This is a genomic window from Streptomyces sp. CG4 (assembly GCF_041080655.1).
Classification (GTDB): Bacteria; Actinomycetota; Actinomycetes; order Streptomycetales; family Streptomycetaceae; genus Streptomyces.
Window position 1 is genome coordinate 3,249,141 of record NZ_CP163525.1, and the last position, 19,088, is coordinate 3,268,228.

At 67.7% G+C, this 19,088-nt stretch carries 17 protein-coding genes, 1 tRNA gene and 2 pseudogenes; 12 read left to right on the forward strand and 8 right to left on the reverse strand.

Going from position 1 to position 19,088, the window contains the following annotated elements:
* Positions 1–416 precede the first annotated feature (416 nt).
* Positions 417–480: transfer RNA gene (locus AB5L52_RS14560), tRNA-Arg, on the forward strand.
* 579 nt (positions 481–1,059) lie between these two features.
* Here the strand turns inward: AB5L52_RS14560 and AB5L52_RS14565 are convergent.
* The 3 genes from AB5L52_RS14565 to AB5L52_RS14575 all read right to left on the reverse strand — a co-directional run bounded on the left by AB5L52_RS14565 (position 1,060) and on the right by AB5L52_RS14575 (position 4,485).
* On the reverse strand, positions 1,060–2,319 hold the full coding sequence (locus tag AB5L52_RS14565; protein WP_369364377.1) for a DUF4041 domain-containing protein: 1,260 nt from the start codon (positions 2,317–2,319) through the stop codon (positions 1,060–1,062).
* Between the two features lie 116 nt (positions 2,320–2,435).
* Positions 2,436–3,716, reverse strand: a complete 1,281-nt coding sequence (locus AB5L52_RS14570; RefSeq protein ID WP_369364378.1) for a hypothetical protein — start codon at positions 3,714–3,716, stop codon at positions 2,436–2,438.
* 391 nt (positions 3,717–4,107) lie between these two features.
* The gene (locus AB5L52_RS14575) at positions 4,108–4,485 is read right to left on the reverse strand and encodes a hypothetical protein (RefSeq protein ID WP_369364380.1); all 378 of its coding nucleotides are present in this window, start codon (positions 4,483–4,485) and stop codon (positions 4,108–4,110) included.
* A 303-nt stretch (positions 4,486–4,788) separates the two neighbouring features.
* Between AB5L52_RS14575 and AB5L52_RS14580 the strand changes: the two are divergent.
* The 4 genes and pseudogenes from AB5L52_RS14580 to AB5L52_RS14595 all read left to right on the forward strand — a co-directional run.
* A pseudogene (locus AB5L52_RS14580) lies at positions 4,789–4,932 on the forward strand (helix-turn-helix domain-containing protein); the annotation flags it as partial.
* 16 nt (positions 4,933–4,948) lie between these two features.
* The gene (locus tag AB5L52_RS14585; RefSeq protein ID WP_369364381.1) at positions 4,949–5,860 is read left to right on the forward strand and encodes an IS630 family transposase; all 912 of its coding nucleotides are present in this window, start codon (positions 4,949–4,951) and stop codon (positions 5,858–5,860) included.
* Positions 5,861–5,944: 84 nt separating this feature from the next.
* Positions 5,945–6,583 (forward strand): hypothetical protein, encoded by a 639-nt coding sequence (locus tag AB5L52_RS14590; protein WP_369364383.1) that lies wholly within the window; start codon positions 5,945–5,947, stop codon positions 6,581–6,583.
* Between the two features lie 442 nt (positions 6,584–7,025).
* Positions 7,026–7,478 carry a hypothetical protein gene (locus tag AB5L52_RS14595; protein WP_351579251.1) on the forward strand — a complete coding sequence of 151 codons (453 nt, stop codon included), beginning with the start codon at positions 7,026–7,028 and terminating at the stop codon, positions 7,476–7,478.
* A 73-nt stretch (positions 7,479–7,551) separates the two neighbouring features.
* Here the strand turns inward: AB5L52_RS14595 and AB5L52_RS14600 are convergent, their stop codons facing one another.
* Positions 7,552–8,559 (reverse strand): N-acyl homoserine lactonase family protein, encoded by a 1,008-nt coding sequence (locus tag AB5L52_RS14600; protein WP_369364385.1) that lies wholly within the window; start codon positions 8,557–8,559, stop codon positions 7,552–7,554.
* A gap of 120 nt (positions 8,560–8,679) precedes the next feature.
* On the opposite strand from AB5L52_RS14600, the gene AB5L52_RS14605 reads away from it, so the two are divergent.
* From AB5L52_RS14605 to AB5L52_RS14635, 7 genes and pseudogenes are all read left to right on the forward strand, one after another.
* Positions 8,680–9,336 (forward strand): TetR/AcrR family transcriptional regulator, encoded by a 657-nt coding sequence (locus AB5L52_RS14605; RefSeq protein ID WP_351579245.1) that lies wholly within the window; start codon positions 8,680–8,682, stop codon positions 9,334–9,336.
* Between the two features lie 776 nt (positions 9,337–10,112).
* Positions 10,113–10,601 (forward strand): hypothetical protein, encoded by a 489-nt coding sequence (locus tag AB5L52_RS14610; protein ID WP_369364387.1) that lies wholly within the window; start codon positions 10,113–10,115, stop codon positions 10,599–10,601.
* 46 nt (positions 10,602–10,647) lie between these two features.
* A complete protein-coding gene (locus tag AB5L52_RS14615) occupies positions 10,648–11,202 on the forward strand; it encodes a hypothetical protein (RefSeq protein ID WP_351579242.1) in 555 nt (184 codons plus the stop codon).
* Positions 11,203–11,217: 15 nt separating this feature from the next.
* Complete coding sequence (locus AB5L52_RS14620; RefSeq protein WP_369364390.1) at positions 11,218–12,438, forward strand: MAB_1171c family putative transporter; 1,221 nt, start codon at positions 11,218–11,220, stop codon at positions 12,436–12,438.
* The gene (locus AB5L52_RS14625) at positions 12,435–14,018 is read left to right on the forward strand and encodes an amidase family protein (protein ID WP_351579236.1); all 1,584 of its coding nucleotides are present in this window, start codon (positions 12,435–12,437) and stop codon (positions 14,016–14,018) included. The genes AB5L52_RS14620 and AB5L52_RS14625 overlap by 4 nt, the downstream gene beginning before the upstream one ends.
* Before the next feature lie 155 nt (positions 14,019–14,173).
* Positions 14,174–14,269: pseudogene (locus tag AB5L52_RS14630) on the forward strand (maleylpyruvate isomerase); the annotation flags it as partial.
* Between the two features lie 102 nt (positions 14,270–14,371).
* Positions 14,372–14,620, forward strand: coding sequence for a transposase (locus AB5L52_RS14635; RefSeq protein ID WP_369368877.1), 249 nt, complete (start codon positions 14,372–14,374; stop codon positions 14,618–14,620).
* A 407-nt stretch (positions 14,621–15,027) separates the two neighbouring features.
* On the opposite strand, the gene AB5L52_RS14640 is transcribed toward AB5L52_RS14635, so the two are convergent.
* Genes AB5L52_RS14640 through AB5L52_RS14655 form a run of 4 tightly spaced genes read right to left on the reverse strand, consistent with a single transcriptional unit; the run spans position 15,028 to position 19,074 of the window.
* Positions 15,028–15,789: an ABC transporter permease gene (locus AB5L52_RS14640; protein WP_369364393.1), complete on the reverse strand. Its 762-nt coding sequence runs from the start codon at positions 15,787–15,789 to the stop codon at positions 15,028–15,030.
* Positions 15,783–16,748: an ATP-binding cassette domain-containing protein gene (locus tag AB5L52_RS14645; RefSeq protein ID WP_351579228.1), complete on the reverse strand. Its 966-nt coding sequence runs from the start codon at positions 16,746–16,748 to the stop codon at positions 15,783–15,785. Before AB5L52_RS14645 ends, AB5L52_RS14640 begins: the two co-directional genes overlap by 7 nt.
* Positions 16,748–17,467: an ABC transporter ATP-binding protein gene (locus AB5L52_RS14650; RefSeq protein ID WP_351579225.1), complete on the reverse strand. Its 720-nt coding sequence runs from the start codon at positions 17,465–17,467 to the stop codon at positions 16,748–16,750. The genes AB5L52_RS14645 and AB5L52_RS14650 overlap by 1 nt, the downstream gene beginning before the upstream one ends.
* Positions 17,464–19,074, reverse strand: coding sequence for a hypothetical protein (locus tag AB5L52_RS14655; RefSeq protein WP_369364394.1), 1,611 nt, complete (start codon positions 19,072–19,074; stop codon positions 17,464–17,466). Before AB5L52_RS14655 ends, AB5L52_RS14650 begins: the two co-directional genes overlap by 4 nt.
* Positions 19,075–19,088: the final 14 nt, after the last annotated feature.

Here is a 19,088-nt window from a genome sequence, read left to right on the forward strand (position 1 = left end):
AACGCCGATCACCGCGCAGGTCGGCGCGCGGTGCCCACTACGGCACCGCGTCAGCGATGGGCCCCCACCGAGCCCGCCGGAAGCCCAGCACGGGCACATGCCCTCAGGGCATCCGAACGAGAGGCGGCGGGACACGCCCGCCAGCCACCGCTCGCCCTGACACCACATGGGAGCACCCCCGGCGCACAACCGGCTCGCCTGGCATGCCCGCGCACTCCGGTCAGCCTCCCTGTTCGATTGAGGGGCGCACCATATACCCCCTACGCTTGCCCGAGGAAGTCGTGATCTACGTCATGATGCATGGATCGACCGCCACGGGGAACGATCCGGACAAGACGAGCGAATAGGCCATTTCATTCTCACGGGACATGCGCGGGACGGTCGGCCTGACAACCTGTCAGGTAGTTCGCTGACCTGCGAGAACGTGTGAGAATCGGACGGCCTCCGGAGCCGTGTGCGCAGGTTCGAATCCTGCCGGGGGCACTCGCCCAGGATCAGCAAGAATCAAGCGCTGACCAGGGCGGATGCCGACACGAAAGAGCGGGAGACAGTCTCACTGTCTCCCGCTCTTTCTCGTTGTTGCGCACCGATCGCGTGTGAGGAGCGTGTGGGCGACACGCCTGCCGGCCATCCCCCTTCCTCGTGGCACCTCGCTAGATCTGGCACGAGTGCGGCACGGGAAGCTTCTGATCCATAGCTTCATGCGGACCGGTCACCGGCGGCCACACCGGCCACCGGCCTCGCACCGGTCCTGAGCTGGCCCACTCGACCCGCCGCTACCCCGGGAAGGAGGGACCACCGCACCCTCGGTCGGTGGAAGCCGACGCCCGCGGCGACGAGACGCGGCATACCAGCCTGCCCCGCAGCGATCACGCGGCAGAGCGAACCAGCAGAAACCGGATACCCCAGCCGACCCGCTCACCTCGGCGCGCACACTTGAATGATCGAGGCCCGGCCAGCTACTCCCTCGCTACTGGACCGCCGCGCGCTGATGGGTTGCCGGGCCCGGAGGACGTGGATACCGCTGGCACTGTGCCCGAGCCTCTAACGGATCCGCATTCAGCTCCGCTGCGGCCAGCGGCTACGGCTCTGGAAGTACTCGAGAGCGGCGGGTTCCTCCGTGAACTCAAGCAGGCCGCCTACTTTATCTGCCAAGAGTGCTCGAACCTCGGATGGTGTGGCGAAGAAGAACTCGCGTCGCTCGTTTACGAAGTTGACGCGTCGATCGGCGAACGCCTTGTGGAGTTCGGACTCCAGTGTCACGGCGTCCTCGGAGAAGAACATGGCATGGACGTCGTACCGGAACGGCACTGAAGCATCGCCGAGCTCCCTGACGCGGTCCATCGGTTCAAGTCGGCGGGTCATGCCGATCTTGACGATGTTCGGGCCGAATGCACCAATGTTGGAGATGACGTATACGTAGCCGGCGCGGATGTTGGCGATGCGGTAGTCGTTGGCTGCGATGGCATTTTCGATGTCCGCGAGGCGGCGGGAGAGTTCGGTGACAGCGGCGTCGTCTCCTTTGGAGCGGAGGGATTCCAGGACGCTGATGTAGTGCGCTCGCTCTTTCTCTAGTCGCTCCTTCTCAGCGGCCAACTCCTGCTCAGCCCGGCGCTGTTCGCGGAGAAGCTGGCGCTCCTGGCGGGCGCGTTCGCGCTCTTCCTGCACCTTCATCTGGAAGTCGGCGGTCAGTTCGAGCTCGGCGATTCGCAGAGCGTGATACTCGGGGCTGATCCGCATCTCCATGATCGCCCCTAGCCTCTCAATCGCGGTGACCGCCGACTCCAGCCGCTTCTGCGCGGTGCGCACGTTCCCTGATCTCAGCGAGCGCACACAGTTGTCGGCCTCCGCGTTGTAAGCCCGTAGCATCAGCTTGGACAGATCGCCAATCAGTTTCCGCCCTCGTGCCAGAGATCCATCGAACGTGAACAGGTCGGCGGCGAGGATCGCGCGCCCGCTCTTGATGACGTCATCGATTTGGCCCTCGAGGCTGCGGAGCCGGTCCTTGTAAGCCGCCGCGCTCTCCAGAGGATGGTGGTAGCGATAGATACCGACGTCCTGCAAGGCGCGCTGATCGCTGAGATCGATCACATCGGCGCCACTTTGTGCAGTGGCGAGCGCGGCTTCGAGATCGGCGATACGGGCCAACAGCGGCGCGGGGTCGACTCCGCCCAACGGTAGTGCAGTCGGGGGGCCAGCAAATGTCTGGTCTGGCCTAGCTCCCGGTGTCCCTTGCGCCGCGCCGGTGGGGGCTTCGGCGGTTGACGCGGTGGCGGACTCGCCGACGTCGTAGTCCGATTCGGACTCGTCGTCGGACACGAAGAGGTGCCAGCCAGGTGGTGGGGCCGGCCAGGCCGGGTCGGGCTTCCATCCTGGCGGAGGAGTCCAGCCCTCGGGCGGCGTCGGCCACCCTGGAGGTGGGTTGAACCGCATCGTCACTTTCCTCGAACGCGGACACCGCGACTGGTGTCTGCTGGTGCTAGGTCGAATGGTGACTTCGACATCGCGGCACCGAGGTGCTGCAAAGTGGCCTGCGGGACAACTCTTGCCAGATCGAACCCGTTGAAGGTCTCGCGGTCCGCAGCGACGACGGCAAGAGGAACGGTGATCGGAAGGCCCGTGGCGGGGGCGATTGTATTGACGCCGACCGTTAGCGCCATCGAGTGGATTTTGCCAGCACGGTCCGCCTCGAAGACTTCATGCAGACTGCGAACTGCAACCTGCCAGACCGCGTTCGCGTACCGCTCCTTCTTTTCGCGAATCGGCAGGGAAGTTGAGGTTATTTCGTCCTTCGCCTTCACGTACCGGTAGCCCTTCACTGAGGGTACGACTGAGGGCTCTGGAACACTGACTGTAAGCGTGAGTTCTCGCGATGCGAGATTGAACGCATGCTCGTGCTCGACCCGGAAGACCTCGGGGTAGAGCGAGTTGGACAGGACGATGCCGACATACTCCTCGATGGCGGATTCGACATCGAAGGCAAGATCGTTGATGAGCTTGGTGAGCTCGGCGTTGTGATCTGACGCCTCAGCCTCGCGCCTCTCGCATTCCTGCTTGTATTTCTCCTCGGCGACAGATAGTTCTGCCACGCGCTTGGCTTCCTTCTTCTCGCGCTGGGCCACTGCCGTGACGTAGCGGTTGTGGAGAGCATCCCTGGAGAGCTCCCAGTCGCCATGCGCCTTCTCAAAAGCGGCCTTGGCCTCCTCGATGGCTCGTTGGTGCCGCTTCTTCCCGCCAAGCACGGCTGAGAGTCCGCTGGGTGCAGTCGGCTCCTGATACACGGGCTCAGGGGAGTACTTCGGCTCCGCGACCTCGGGCGTTGGGAGAGCCAGGCCACCAGGCTCGAACCGAGGATGCTCAACCTGCGCGATCTTCAATGATTCGAGATCGACGTAGTCGTCCATGTCCAGGGCCCACGCGAGCAGACTGTCGATATCGGCGAGGTCGCTGGCCAGATCGGTGTTCATGGACTCGACCTCGGCGAGCCGGGACTCCACCTGGAGCCGTGCGGCCTCACGCTCCGCGGCCTTCTTCTCGGCGGCAGAAGCTCTTGCTGCCGCCGCCTGCGCGCGCTCGTGTGCCTTCCTGGCTCGTTCGGCTTCGCGCTGCGCTGCAAGGTGAGCACGATGGGCGGCGGCCTCCTGCTGCCGTCGACGCTTCTCCGCCTGCTGTGCCTGGTAGTTCAGCTCCGCGATGAAACCGCGACGTCTGCCCATGACGTCCCCCCAGAAGACCCGGTGCCTAGGGCTCAACCCCTGTGCGTTTCACCGTAGCGATGATCACTGCCGCTGGAAAGTTGATCCAGGATTTAGGGCTGAGTCGCCGCAGGTCCCGGGCCCGTCCCTGGGTCAGGTGTTGTCCGCTGCCTTCGTGGTGCAGGCTGCCTCGGCGGAGACCGAACATCTCCAGCACCACTGGCGGCCGGTGTTCCCCACGACCGGTCTCTGACAGCGCCCTGCGCCTCGCCCAGGTCGCGGCCCGGGCAAAATGCGGCCCTGTATCGGCGCGCCATAGCTGGTGCAGCAGCTAGACCGCCCCAGCCACGGCGTGCCCCCCGGGAGCGCCCTGCTGTCAGCAGCGACACTCGGTCCGTCGGACAGCGCCTAGCTAGGCACTCCCCGCCAAGGGGTCCTCCCATCCCATCGTCTTTTCGATCTTCTTGTTGTTCTCCGTCTCGCTGTCGTCGATGACGCCCGCGTATCGGCGGTGGATGACCTCCGGCGAGTTGCCGGCGCGCCTGGCCACTTCAGCTACGGGGAGGCCCGCCCGGAGCCAGTTCGTGATGCACGTCGCCCGGAGGTGGTACGGCTTCCGGGCCAAAGGCGAGGTCACCTTGTCGGGCGGAAGCGCCAGCGGTCTGGCTTCCTGCCACACGCGCCAGTAGCTGGACGTACCGAGCAGATCCCCCCGTTCGTTGGGGAAGAGCCGTCCGTCCTTGGCGGTGCCGAACTCCTTTAGGTGCGCGCGGAGCATCGCCACCAGCACGGGTGGAATCGGTACCGGCCGGTCCGCGCCCGGCTCCCGTGACTTCAGCCCCCGCTTGTCGTGCCGCTCACCCGAATCGGTCCACTTTTTACCCGAGATCGGACGGGTCTCGCAGAGAGTGAGCGTCCCCCATCCCGTGTCAGGGAGATGGCAGTCAGACAACCGGAGTCCGACCACTTCGGCCGGGCGCATCGCGGCATACAGGATGCAGCCGAAGAATGCAACTAGTGTCTCGTAATCCTGTTCATGGAACCTGAGGCTACTGTGATCGTTGAGTCTGGTGTGGATCTCACCTCTGAACAGATGGCAGAACTGCGGGAGTTGGCCGGGTCGCGGGATGTTCCGGCCGATGTGGCGCTTCGCGCACGGATCGTGTTGTGGTCCGGCGAAGGACGCCGGCGCAAGGACATTGCCGAGCTCGCCGGTGTGGCGCCGCTGACGGTGGACCGCTGCAAGGCCCGTTATGCCGCGCGGGGCCTTGCGGGTTTGGGGGAAGCGCCGCGGCGGGCCGCGTACCCAGGTGCCGCCGCAGGTGCGGGCTCGGGTGATCGCTTTGACGAGGATGTCCCCGCCGGCGGAATCCGGTCTGTCGCACTGGTCGACGCGGACACTCGCCGACCACCTGAAGCGGCGGGAGGGCATCTCGGTGTCGTGGCATTACGTCGCCCGCATCTGGCGTGAGGAGAATCTGAAGCCGCACCGCTCGGGCACCTTCAAGATCTCGAAAGACCCGGCGTTCGCGGACAAGGTCGCCGATGTCGTCGGTTTGTACCTGGCCCCGCCCGGCGGCGCCGTGGTGCTGTCGATTGACGAGAAGACGCAGGTGCAGGCCCTGGACCGGACCCAGCCAGTGCTGCCGGTGACCTTCGCGGCCACCGAGAAGCGCACCCACGACTATGTGCGGCACGGCACCACGAACCTGTTCGCCGCGCTGAACGTCACGACCGGTGAAGTGCTGGGCGAGTGCAGGCCGAACCGGAACGGCGCGACCTTCCTGGCGTTCCTGAAGAGGGCCGCCAAGCCACATACAGGGAAGGAAATCCATATCGTCCTGGACAACCTCTCCACGCACACCACCCCGGACGTGAAGGCGTGGCTGGCGAAGAACCCGCACGTCCACTTCCATTTCACCCCCGTCGGGTCCTCATGGTTGAACCAGATCGAGATCTGGTTCGGGATCATCGCCCGGCAGTCCATCCGCCGCGGCACGTTCGCGAACGTCAACGTCCTGGTCAAACAGATCCGCGACTACATCGACTCCTGGAACGAGAACGCGAAACCCTTCATCTGGACCGCCACCACCGACGAGATCCTCGTCAAGGTCCGACTCGTCCAGACCAGCGTGAAGAAACTCGTCAATAACAACGCGAAGTAACACAATCAGGATCACGCGATACTAGGGTCACCTGATAGGCCATTCGAGGAAGACAAATCACGCACTGCGCTACCGAGCGAGCTCATGCCTGAAATTGCGGATCCTATGACCAGATTACTCTACCTGGCCACAGCCAGCCGCGATGAGGAAGAATATATCGCGGATGCACTTCGTCCCGTCGGGCCGCTGGTCGCCGTCGGCACCCCTGGTGAAATCCTTCCCTTTGCGGGAGCAGCGCGCATGTATCTGCCGGAGGAGGAGGAAGTCTGGCACCAGCCGGTCAGTCGACTAATTGAGCGAGCCCGTCTGGTCACTCTCACATTAGGCTCAAGCGCCGGAACGATGTGGGAACTCACTGAAGCCATGCGCATTCTCCCGCCGCAGCGTCTCCTACTCATGGTTCCCGGAATGACAGGCCGGGCAGAGTACGAGGCGATCCGGACGAAGAACGAGAGGGCCCTGAAGGCTCTGCCGGAAGCCGCCAGGAACCAGACATGGAAGAGCAACACCCCGCCGTCCCTCCCTAACCCCCCGTTCAAGGAATGGTCTGGCCCGGAGATCGGTCTCATCCACTTCTCTCCGGACTGGGAACCTACCTTCACCCGAACTGGCAGCAGCGACCTCCCTTGGGAGAACCTGTGCACCAGTCTCATCCGGGGGCTGCGGCCAACCTTCGATCAGCTGGCCGCACATGAGGAGAAAACCCGCTGGCATTGCAGCTGATCCGGATTCTCAGCAACCTACATAACAACCGCCGCCTAATCGTTTCAAGACGGCGAGTTCGACGGCGAGTTCGCCGACCGGACCACCGCCCTGACTGTCGCGGCCGGGACCCCACCTCCGAGCGCACCTGCGAAGCCTGCGGCGGTTCCGGCCGCATCCGCCTGCGCGGCGACGGCCAGCGGGCCTGGATGCAACCCGCTGCGACTCCTGTCGCACCCTCACCTCGCTGTGTCCCGCTGCAATCCGGGCCAGAGGACAGGCACAGCCACCCGTCTTCCCCTCACGGGTGAACCTCGCGCGGAACACTGTGACGCTCCTACACCGCAGATCACAGGGCCAAGACGTCAACTCGGCCCCGTCCGCCGCACGCTGAGTACGTAATTGTGGGTTGTCTTCTGATTACACTGCGCGCCCGTCGAACTGACTGCGATGGGACATTCGCATGAGCTACACCGATCAGGACGTGCGCGAGGGCCGCAGGCTGATGGACAACGGCCGCGAGAACCGGCTGGTAATCGGCGACAAACTTCTGTCCGTGACAGTCCCGGGACAGGACGCCGCCTTCGACCGGTACTGCGACGAGATCAGCCTGAACCAACGCACCGCTCGCGAGTATCGCCACACCGCCCGGATGTGCACCCCGCCGGTACGGCAGTTCGTGTCCGACAGCGGCGTCCACGTCAGCTACAGCGCGCTTCGCGAGGGGGCCCGCCTGGCGCCCTCCGGCAAGCCGTACGACGAGGGCTACAGCACGCTCCGCTCGCTGCTGAAGGAAGCGCGCGAGGCGGGCGCCGGCCGCGTCAGCGTGCCCCAGTACCGCCGTGCCCTGGGGATGGAGCCGTGCCCGCCCACCGTGAACCGTTCCGGGTTCGGTAGGGACTCCGGACTGCCCTGAGTTCGGTGCAGCCTGACGGTTCGGCATGCGAGAAGGTCGCGTGGAGGATGCCGAGGGGAGGGTCGGGCAGTTGTCAAGCCACGGATCCCAGGGTTCCTCCTGCCGGATCCGCGACATAGCGTGGTCGGCGTGCCGGGTTGAGGCGGTAGGCCGCGTCGAACGTGGTCGCCTCGTACTCCTTGAGCTCGGCGAAGGCGTCCTGCGACAGCCGCCCGTCGTGCGCGAGCAGATCGCGTACGAGCAGCTCGCCGTAGGGCGTGTCGTCGTGTGCCGGCAGCACGACGAGGTCCGGCAGTAGCCGGTGCAGCCACTGCATCCGCCGTACGGAGTCGATGAAGAGGTCGTCGGCGCCGGTCTGCATCTGTCGCACGTCGTCCACCGCCAAATGCCGCACGGTGTACAGCGCGTCGCCGGTGAGCAGCACGCGCCGTTCGCCGAGCGAGACCAGGGCGCTGGTGGAGCCGGGGCTGTGGCCCGGCGTCGGCAGCAGCACCACCGAGCCGTCGCCGAACAGGTCGTAGGAGCCGCTGAAGCCTCCGACCTCCGGGCCGGCGAAGTCCACCGGCCGCCACCTCGTCACTCCGGCCACCGAGCGCTCGTACGCCAGTGGCACCAGGCCGAGGATGAGTGAGTCGCGGGCCTCGTATTCGCCGCGGCCCAGCACCACTTCGGCGTGCGGGAAGAGCGGCAGTGAGCCGATGTGGTCCTCGTGGAAGTGTGTGACAATCACCCGGGAGATGTCCTCGGGGCGGCGGCCGTGCAGCGCGAGCTGGGCCTCGATGCGCTGGCCGGCGGGCAGGTCGTACTCGTCGTCGTCGGTGAAGTACTCCAGCACCGTGCCGCCGTAATAGCCGGCGTGGCCCTCGGCCTGGGCGGGGCAGATGCCGGTGTCGAGCAGGACCGGGCCCTCGCTGGGGTGCTCGATCAGGTACGCGTGGATGGGGACCCAGATAAACGCGGACTTGTCGGTCACGAGGTCCAGTCCGCTGTAGCCGTCGAGTCCGCCGTAGAACTGGCCGTAGGGAACCTTCGTGCGGCCGACGCGGAGCGGTATCACCTGCACTGCCGTGGAGCTGTCCATGCCCCCTCCTGGGTGAGGATAGACGAAAACTCGGAACCAATGCGTTTCGGGTTATGAAGTGACCGTAGACCCTAAAAAACCAGGAACGCAAGAGTTCCGCGTTTCCGGTACCGTAGAGACATGCCGGAGATCGCAGATGACGACACCCTCGCCCCGGGCCGCCGCCGCGGCACCCGCGGCCCCGCCCAGGACGAGGCCGTGTCCGCGGCCATCGAGGCGGCGGCCTTCGATGAGTTGGCGGCGGCTGGCTGGCGCCGCCTGGCCATGGACGCGGTCGCCAGGCGCGCCGGCGTCGGCAAGGCCGCGCTCTACCGGAGGTGGATGTCCAAGGAGGCCATGCTGCTCGACCTGGTGGCTCGCCTGGTGCGCCGGGAAGTCCCCGAGGTGCCCGACACCGGCACCCTGGCGGGGGATGTACGCGGCTTCCTCGACCTGACCGTCACCCAGACTGCCGACCCCCGGGTGGTACGGATCGCCGTCGACCTGCTGGGCGAGTCGGTACGCAACCCGGCGCTCGCCGAATCGCTGCGTCTCGCCGTCCTGGCTCCGCGCCGCGAGGCCGCCGCCGCCATTCTGTGGCGGGCCGTGGGGCGCGGTGAACTGCCCGCCGGACTCGACCCCGAACTCGGCACCGACCTGCTGATCTCGCCCCTGCTGCTGCGGCTGCTCCTCCCCGGCGCCCCGCCGGTGGACGGCGTCTATCTGGACACCCTGACGACCGTGATCGTCGCCGGGCTCACCTCCGCCGCCCCAGGTACTTCGCCCGCCCGGAGATAGACGGAACGCGGGCCAAGTTCAACGCCATGGCCACCTTGTGTAACCCGGACGGGGTCTCGATCAGAAACGGACTTAACGCCCTCTTTCGCCGGGATCGAAGTCCGGTAGCCCGAACAACCAGACCACGCGGAAACACACTGAATCACGCCCTGACCGTCACTGCGGAGTCATCCTGTCAGCGCTGCTGGCTGCGGTTGTCCATGACCGGGGAAATTGCGAGGCGCCGTCCAGTCTCACCACGACCCGCTACACCCTCAACAACCCGCCAACCCCAACAAGTTGACGATCTCGCCTCACCGCGCTACGCAACGCAGGTCTGGTGAGTGCCCACCGCGCCGGCCTCTGCGCCCGCACCACCGTCGCCGAAACCCTCCTCGCAGCCGGGCTCCCCTTGAAGCTGCAGATCCCAACCCCCCGAAGGTCTTCCGGAGCCGACCGCTTAGCCTGGTGGGGTCATGAGCAGCCACCCATGCGCGAACGGGGCATCCGTGTACACGTCGCCCTGGCGCGGCTCGGCAGTCCCCAGGTACCTGAACCCGCGAATCGGGAGGACCAGCCGGGGCCGACGCCCCGGTACTGGTCCCGCCCACACGCAGCCGGGGCGGGTGTTCCCGCTCGTCCAGCGACTCACTCGTCGCAGGTGCACCGATGACGGTCATCTTCCTGGGCTCCCCTGTGGCCCAGGAAGAATCCCGCTGCTTGCGCAGGTGAAGGTAGCTTCCCGTCAGCCGCAGCGTCAACTATAGTTTAGCCACGTCAAGAGAGAGCAGCGCATCGTGCCCCATGCAGGCGAGACAGCGGACCGTGAGACGCCGTTGCCGGTGCCCCCGGTTCCCGTACCCGGTCCCGGCGCGTCCTTCGCCGACCGTCTGAACTACCTGTTCGACAGGGTCCGGGCGCCAGGCGCGGACGAGTTCAGCAACGCCCACGTGGCGCGGACGATCTCCTCGTACGGCCAGGAGAGCATCACCGGCGCGTACATCGGCCAGCTCCGCAAGGGCAGCAAGACGCCCACCGTCAAACTCGTCCCGCTGTTCGGCCGGTTCTTCGGCGTAGAGGCCGGCTTCTTCGTCGAGGACGAGGTGACCCGCAAGGTCGCCGAACAGTTCGAGCTGCTGCGCAAGCTCAGCCAGGCGGGTGTGAAACAGATCGCACTTCGTGCCATCGGACTGTCCCCGCACAGCCTCAACGAGGTCATGCAGAAGATTGATTCCGTGCGGGAGAAGGAGGGCCTGCCCCCCTCCCCCGAAGACGACCTTTCCTGACCAGCCACTACGCTCAACTCCCACGGGGCTCTTGAGAGGAACACGCATGTGGCATCGCCGCCGTGCGCGCCGGCCCGTCGACCGAACCGAAGAAGTCGAGCGGCGCAGCAGAGCGTTCGTCGAGGAACTTGAGCTTCCCGCCGTCAACAGCGTCCTGGAGTTGCGTCCGTTCATCGAGCGGAAGCTCAACCGAGAGATCCAGTTGATGCCGTTCACGCCGGACCTCTCGGACCCGGCCTCCTTGGACCCCTCGACGCCGTGCGGTCTGTGGCTTGCCACCGTCGACACGGACTACCTCTTCTACGACGAAGGGGTCAGTGCGGCATACACCGAGATCGTCGCCGGCCACGAGTTCGCCCACATGCTCAAGCACCGCCACAAGAAGGAGTCCTTGGACGTCGCCGGCCTCGGCGGTCTCATCACGGACATCGACCCTGCCACCGCTCAGTTGGTCCTCGGCCGGACCCAGTACGACGAACCCGACGAGTTCGAAGCGGAGATGATCGGCTCCCTCCTGCAGGAGCACGTGTCCAAGGCTCGGGCGGCCTCCGCCCGAGGCTCCCAGGCCGACGACCCCATAGCCCGCACGCTGCTGCGCTGACCGGAACAGACCACCGTGAAAGACATACTCCACCCCCTGTGTCTTGCGATCGCCGGCACAGGGTTCCTCCTCCTGCTCCGCGACCTGGGCAAGCGGAGACGCGACCCCGCCCTGGTGGTCCTCGCCTTCACGTTCGGGTTCTCCGCGCTCAGCTACTTCATCGCACTCACCTGGGTGTGGGTGCGCATCGACGGCATCCTCGGCGTGCCGAACATCGCTGTGCCGCTGGCCCAGAGCTGCGTCGTCCTCGTCTTCGCCCTCCAGGCCACGGTCCTGGCCTACTGGTCCAGGCCCCTCGACGCGGCCCGGCGCCGCGGCCGCCAGTTGCTCATCACAGCCGGCTGCGTCATCGCGGGCATGGCCTCGCTCTTCGCGCTCCTGGCCCCCACCGTCGAGCGGCCCTTCGATTTCTCGCTCTACTACGCAGGCAATCCGTACTTCCAGGCGTACCTGTGGCTCTACATCGGCGCCTACACGCTGGCCGAGATCTACCTCGCCCGGTCGTGCTGGAAGTACGCCCTCGCGACCGCCAACCGGTCGATCGCCGTCGGCCTGCGCCTCGTGGCCGTCGGCGCGGCCATCACCCTTGGCTACAGCGCCATCCGCATCGGGGCCGTCCTCGGCGCGGTCTTCGGATTCAGCGTCAAGGGTCTCGACCCCTACGCGTGGATCTGCGGCGATGTGGGTGCCGCCCTCACTCAGATCGGCTACTTCCTCCCCACGCTCGTCCGCCGCGTGGAAGACGGCAGGAACTGGGCATCCGCGCACGTCGGCTATCGGCGCCTGCGGCCTCTGTGGGCCGCCCTGGTCCAGGCACACCCCGGAATCACCCTGCTCCGACCGGACCCGCAGCGCGGTTCCATCCTTCACGGCCGCAGCGCGCACTTTCCCCTTCTGCGACGCCGCACGGAGATCCGCCACGGCCAGAAGCTGCTGCGTCGCTACCTCGACCCCGCTGTACGCACCGAGGCCGAGGCACGGCGCGCGGCCGAAGGGCTGACCGGCGCCGAACTGGTCGCGGCCGTGACCGCCGACCAGATCCATGCGGCCCTCACCCGTGTCCACACGGACGCCCCCGTCGAGGCGCCAGTCGAGTACGTGGACGCCCACCTGCCCCTGCCGACAGCCGAGGACGAACAGCTTCACCTCGAACGCGTCGCCCGCTTCTTCACTCCGCCCGACCCAGCGACACCCACCACCGATCTCCCCAGCACCGCATCAGGAGCCCATTCGTGATCCTCCGCCGCACCGTGCTCGCCACCACGCCTGCCCTCGCCACCGTCACCGCCGTCACCGCCCTGAGCGCCTCCGCCAGTGCGGGGCCCCACACCGGCACGAGCCGGCGCCGCGCTGCCCCGCTGCGCCTCGCGTCCGCCGGCGACCAGCTCACCGCCCTGCGCGAGGGCAAGATCACAAGTCGTGACCTGCTGGAACAGCACCTGGAACACATCGAGCGAGCGAACCCCGAGCTGAACGCCGTCATCACGCTCGACCTGGAAGGTGCCCGAGCGGCCGCCGACAAGGCCGACCGGCACCTCGCCGAGACCGGGAACGTACTCGGCCCGCTCCACGGCCTGCCGATGACGGTGAAGGACGCCCTCGAGGTCGAGGGCATGCGCACCACATGCGGGACGCCCAGCCTCTCGGGCCATGTCCCCGACAGCGACGCCGACGCGGTCGCCCTCCTGCGCGCCGCCGGCGCCGTCATCATCGGCCACACCAACGTCCCGACCATGTGCCAGGACATCCAGACGTCGAACCCGATCTTCGGCAGGACCCTGAACCCCTTCGACTCCGAGAAGACCGCCGGCGGCTCCTCCGGCGGCCCGGCCGCCGCGGTCGCCGCGGGCTTCACCAGCCTGGAGGTCGGCTCCGACCTCGCCGGCTCGCTGCGCCTGCCGGCCGCGTACTGCGGTGTCTACGCGCTGCGGACCTCGCGCGGAGCCAGCCCGATCGTGCCCACCCGCGGTCACATCCCCCGCCTGCCCGGCTGGGCCACCAGCAGCGACATGATCACGCTCGGCCCGATCGCCCGGACCGTCGAGGACCTCGGTCTCCTCCTCGACGTCATCGCCGCGCCCGCCCCCGCCGACCGCGGCGGATGGAAGATCGACCTGCCGACCCCGGCCAAGACCGAGCTGGGCGACTACCGCGTCGGCATCTGGGCGGACGACGCGTACTGCCGCATCGACGCCGACAGCCGCGCACTCCTCGCCCAGGTCGCCGAGCTCGTCAGGGGACTGGGTGCCACTGTTGACGACTCCACCAAGCCCGTCGACTTCGCCGAGAGCGACAAGCTGTTCCAGCGCCTCATGTACGCCACCGCCTCGGCCACCGCCACCGACACCGCGTTCGCAGCCGACGTCGCGGCTGCCGAGAAGATCACCGCCGACGACCCCAGCGGGTTCTTCCTCCGATCCCGCACCATGCGTCACCGCGACTGGTGCGTAGCCGACGAAGCACGGCAGAAGCTGCGCGGCGCCTGGGACGCCTACTTCACGGACCACGACATCCTGATCACCCCCGCCACGCCGACTGCCGCCGTCCCCGACCAGAGCAGCACTCCCCTCCCGCAGCGGTACATCACGGTTGACGGCACGAAGCGCCCGTTCTTCGACCAGACCAGCTGGCTCAACCTGGCCAGCCCGGTCGGACTGCCGGCCATCGTCCTGCCCGCCGGCACGACCAGCGACGGGCTCCCGCTCGCCGTCCAGATCATCGGCCCCTACCTCGCCGACCGCACAGTTCTCCATGCGGCCAAGCAGCTCGCACAGCGGCTCCCCGAGCCGGCTCAGCCGTCCGTGTTCTCGACGTAGCCGAATCTGCAGCTCGCTTCGCGGAGTTCCGGGCCGGGTCGGTCCGGAACGTCCGTGAGCCCGGGAAGTCGGTCACCCAGCGTCGCCGCCCTGACCATGGTCGTCAGACTCGTAGAGTCCGCGCGGGAGCGGTGAGCGGTGGCGGGCCGTGAACGTACGTGCTGACCCACCTGGCCCGTAATGCCGACGGCGGCCGGAACCTGCTGGTCTGGGCCCGGACCGGAGTGGAGACGCCGGAGTATCCGAGTCCGGCCGCCCGGGACGAGCAGGGTTCCTGACCATTGCTCACGGCGATGCCCTCCCGGGCCAGATCGGTTCACCCGATACGGCACATCGCGGCGTTCGCCGCGATGATGAAGAAACTCGACGGCCGTCTGCTGCCTCGCTGGATGAAGGCGGCCCAGGGCAGCGAGCTGCCACCCCTGCGCGGTTTCGCCCGCAACCTCAGCAAGGACCTCGACACCGTCACCGCCGGCCTCACCCAGCCCTACTCCAGCGTCATGGTCGAGGGCCACGTGAACCGGGTGAAATACCTCAAACGTCAAGGGTATGGACGGGCCAACTTCGATCTCCTGCGGCGCCGCATTCTGCTCACACCGTGAACCGATCACGCACGGTCATCCCGAAATGTTGATCAGAGCCAATTGCGACGTCCGCCCACAAGCCGTCTCACCGACAGCCAAGGCAGCGCTGCCGCCCTCCGTCGCATAGACAGTAGGCGCCGCGAGCAGGACGGCCGGAGCTATGACGGCCGTCGCGGCAGCGAGAGCCAGAGCAGAGAGCGGCGAAGCTCCATGCGAACCTCAGGGGCGTGAGTGGCCGAAAGTGTAGGCAGAGACGACCCGCAACGGCCGGAATGGGTCGTCCCAAATTCAACGACGCTTATGTGGCCTGAATCACGCTGACGTGGCGTATAGCGCTGGCCATCTGGATCCTGCCTGCTTCCGGCTCCGGCGGAGCAGACCGGTGAGCGGCCGAGAGGCCAGTGCCCGGACGGTCCCGTGACATGTCATGTGAGTTTGGTCGTGCGGGTGAAGTGCCAGAGGCTTCCGGAGAGAAGCAGAGCGCACCATACAGCGGCGGACAGGGCAGCCGGTGCCCAGTGCGGATCGGAGGCGAGTCGAGTGAGGGAGGAGCCCGGCAGCCAGCCGGACACGGTCCAGCCCCGCGCCGCGGCGACGGCGGTGAGGACGGACTCGGCCACCAGGACCCACGTGAAGATGACACTGAGTGCGGCCCCGGCGCTGCGCATCAGCAGACCAGCCGCGGCGCCGTAGACCGTTGCGGCGATCAAAGCCGCCAGCACCCGCAGGGTGACGGAAACGCAGCAGCTCCACGCCGCGCCGGTTGCCCAGGCCGAGGTGTCCAGATGGCGAACGCCGGCAGCGATCCAGGCCGTTGTCCCAGTGGCCAGGCAGGTGGTCAATGCCACGAGGATGGCGAGCATGGCCAGCCCGGCGACCTTGCCCAGCAGCAGTGCGGGACGGGCGGGCACCCGGATGAGCAAGTTGCGCCATGTGCCGTAGCGGTATTCGTTGGTGACGGAGGTCGCCGCCACCGCCATGAGGATCAGGCAGATGACGGACGTGGCCGTCTGCAATGGTTTCAGTGGCCCACCGTTGCCTGCTGTCCCAACGTGGGTGAGGGCGACCATCGTCGCCGCCGCGACGGCAGCCACTGCCCCCGTACCGGTGAGCAGAGGCACCAGTACGCGGGGGCGAAGGGTCTTCACGCGTTCGCTGCGGTAGGCGTGCACGAGGGCGTTCAGCACTGCGGTTCCTGACCGAGGACGGAGAAGAAGGCTTCTTCGAGCGTGGGGCGACGCACCGCGAGGTGGGCCAGGGTGATGCCATGGGCCGCCGCGACGCGGTTCAGATCTCCGGCCTGTTCCGGAACTGTGTCGACCAGCAGGCGGTCCTCGTGCCGTCGGACGCCGTGGCCCGCCGCTTCGAAGGCGTCGATGAGGGGCGCCAGTTGCTCTGCACGTTCCGGCGCCACTTCGACGAAGGCCTGCTGGCAGGCGGCGAGTGCCTCCCGGTCTCCTTGGAACAGCGTGGTGCCCTGGTGAAGGAAGACGAAGTGGTCGCAGAGGGCGTCGAGTTCGTTGAGCTGGTGGCTGGAGATCAGCACCGTGGTCCCGTCGGACGTCAGACCGTGCAGCAGTGCACGCAGTTGCGCGGTGCCGACCGGATCGAGGCCGTTGGTCGGTTCGTCCAGGACCAGCAGGCGCGGCTCGGTCAGGAGGGCCGCGGCGATGCCGAGCCGTTGCCGCATGCCGAGCGAGTAGGTGGCCACCTGGCGGTCTGCCTGCTCTTCCATGCCGGTGAGGGCCAGGGCTCGGTGAATGCTGTCGCCGCCGACGCCTGCGAGCTCGGCCAGAACTCTCAGGTTGGTACGGCCGGTGAGACGGGGGTAGAGCGCAGGCTGCTCGATGAGAGCGCCCACCGCCGGCAGGTACCGGGCGGGGTGGGTGAGGGGAACGCCCAGCACGGTGCCCGCCCCCGTGTCGGGGCGGTCCAGCCCGAGCAGGATGCGCATCGTGGTGGTCTTGCCGGAGCCGTTGGGACCGATCAGAGCGGTGAGCGATCCAGCAGGCACCGTGAGGTCGAGGTGACGCAGGGCGGTGCGGCCGGGATACGACCGGCGCAGACCCGTGACATGTATGGCGGGGTCGGCTTGAGGAGTCAGCGGGGAGAGCGCAGTACGGGATCTCGGGACGGTCGAGGTCATCAGGTGGCCTCCGCGTGGGTCGGCTCGGCGCGGGTGAGTGCGCCGGTGGGATCCAGACGTCGCAGGGCGGCGGTGACGGTCTCGTCCGCCAGGCGCACGTCGTGCAGGATGCGGCCCCGCTGGAGAACCAGGAGGCGGTCGGCGAGGTCGTCGGCCCAGGCCAGGTCGTGGGTGCACAGGACGATGGTTCTGCGCTGGGCGTGCCAGTCCCGCACGGTCGCGCGCAGGGCGCTGACGGCCGTGGCGTCGAGGGCGTTGGTCGGTTCGTCCATGAGGACGAGGGCGGGGTCGTGGAGGGTGGCGGCGACGAGTCCGAGTTGCTTGCGCATGCCCAGGGACAGTTCGCGGACCAGTGCGTCGTGGCGGTCCGACAGCACTGTGTCTTCCAGTCGCTCCAGAGCGGCCCGCAGGGAGGTGCCGTGCAGTCGGCAGACGAACGACAGCTGTTCCCGGACCGTGAGGTAGTCGTACAGGGGTGGCTCGGCCTGTACGAAACCACGGACGGTCCGGGCGGCGAGATCGGTCGCGGCGTGACCGGCGACGCGTACCCGGCCGGTGCTGGGCTCGGCCAGCCCGGCCAGCAGCCTCAGCAGCGTCGTCTTGCCGGACCCGTTGCGGCCCACCAGGCAGACGAACTCGCCGTCGGCCGCGGTGAAGCACGCCTCGCTCAGGGCTGTGTGGTCGCCGAAGCGTACGGTGACGGATTCGACGTCGATCACGGTGTTGCCTTCCTGAAGTGCGGGTCACCGCGGGCCAGGACTCCCAGGCCCGCGCAGAGCACGAGCAGGGTGGCGAGGTCGGCCCCGGTGTCGATGGCGAGCGCGCTGCCGCCCCGGGCTTCGGTCGCGGTGCGGAGCAGGGGGCCGAGCGCGGTGGGTGAGGCCAGCAGTGCGGCGAGTATGCCCTCGACGGTCTCGGCGACGCCCGAACGGCTGGCTCGCTCGTCGTCGAACCGTTCCGGCGGCGGTACCAGGAATGCCGTCGCCACGACCGCGCAGCTTCCGGCGAGCAGCGCGACCGGCAGCGCCAGAAACGTACTGGGGGCCATAGGGCCGCCCCCGGCGAGCAGCAGCCCGAGATAGGCAGGCGCCACCAGGAGCGCCGCCACCGCGGTGCAGGCAGCGACCTTGCCGACGAGGACGCGGCCGAAGGGGACCGGCGCCTGGCGCAGTACCTCGATGGACCTGTGTTCCGCCTCCACGCCCGCGACCTGGGCCACGACACCGGACACGGCGAGGTACATCGCGACCGCTGCCGCGGTGCCCCAGGTGTGGGCGGGCAGCGACCACGGGAGGTGGGCGCCGTAACGGACCCGTATGCCGCAGCCGAGCGCGGTCAGGCCGAGTCCGAGCACGCACACACGGTAGAGGGGACCTGTCACCGCTGCGGAACGGCGCCGTGCGGACAACAGGTCCTTGGCGACAACAGCGGTGATGAGTCCCTTGGTGTGCAGAGGGCGGGACCTGATGCGTTCATCGGCCGCCGGTGACGCCGGACCGCGCGGGTGCAGGGCGCTGTGCCGTTCGGCGCGTCGCAACAGGTAGCGGGCCAGCACGCCCAGTACGGCGATCAAGGCCGACCAGGCCACCAGCATCCAGCCCAGGTGTCCGGGACGGAACAGTTCGTCCCACAGACCGGGGCGGATGTCGGCGGCGATGCGCCGCAGGGAAGCGGACACCTCTTCCGGCCGGACGGATGAGGACGGGGCGATACCTGCCAGAAGAGGGGAGACCAGGTAGCCGACAGCGAACCCCGCCGTCGCCGCGCCTGCGACCCTGCGGCCCGGTGAGCGCACTGCGCGGGACGTGGCCAGAGCCGCCGTCGCGCAGACGTGCAACAAGGCTCCCGTCAAGGCTGCGCCCGCCGCCGTCGCCAGGACGGTCGGCAGCAGGCGTGCACCGGCCTCGGACGCCGACAGCCACGGTACGGCGACCAGCACACCCGCCGTGAACACTGCACATGTCCCTGCGACTTGGGGCGCCCACAGGCGGGCCAGGAAGACCGCCCTGGGCGGGACGTGCCAGGCCAGCAGCATGCCGCGGTCGGGCGGTTCCAGCAGCTGCCGGGTCTCGGAAGGCCTGGCTGCCAGGACATGCGCGAACAGAATCGCCAGCACAGTGATCCAACAGAAACCGGCCACTGCAGGGCCGTCAGACTCGGCTGGCGGGAATGCCCGGCCCAAGGCCGTACTGATGCCCCAGATCAACGTGGCGACGATCAGCAGCCCGCCCGCGCCGACGACCAGCACGAAGGTCCGCAACGGGGCCGACAGGTCGCGGTACCCCGGAAGCCGGTTGCGTCGGCGCCGTAGATCCACCTCAAGCACGGCCAGTCCGGCCC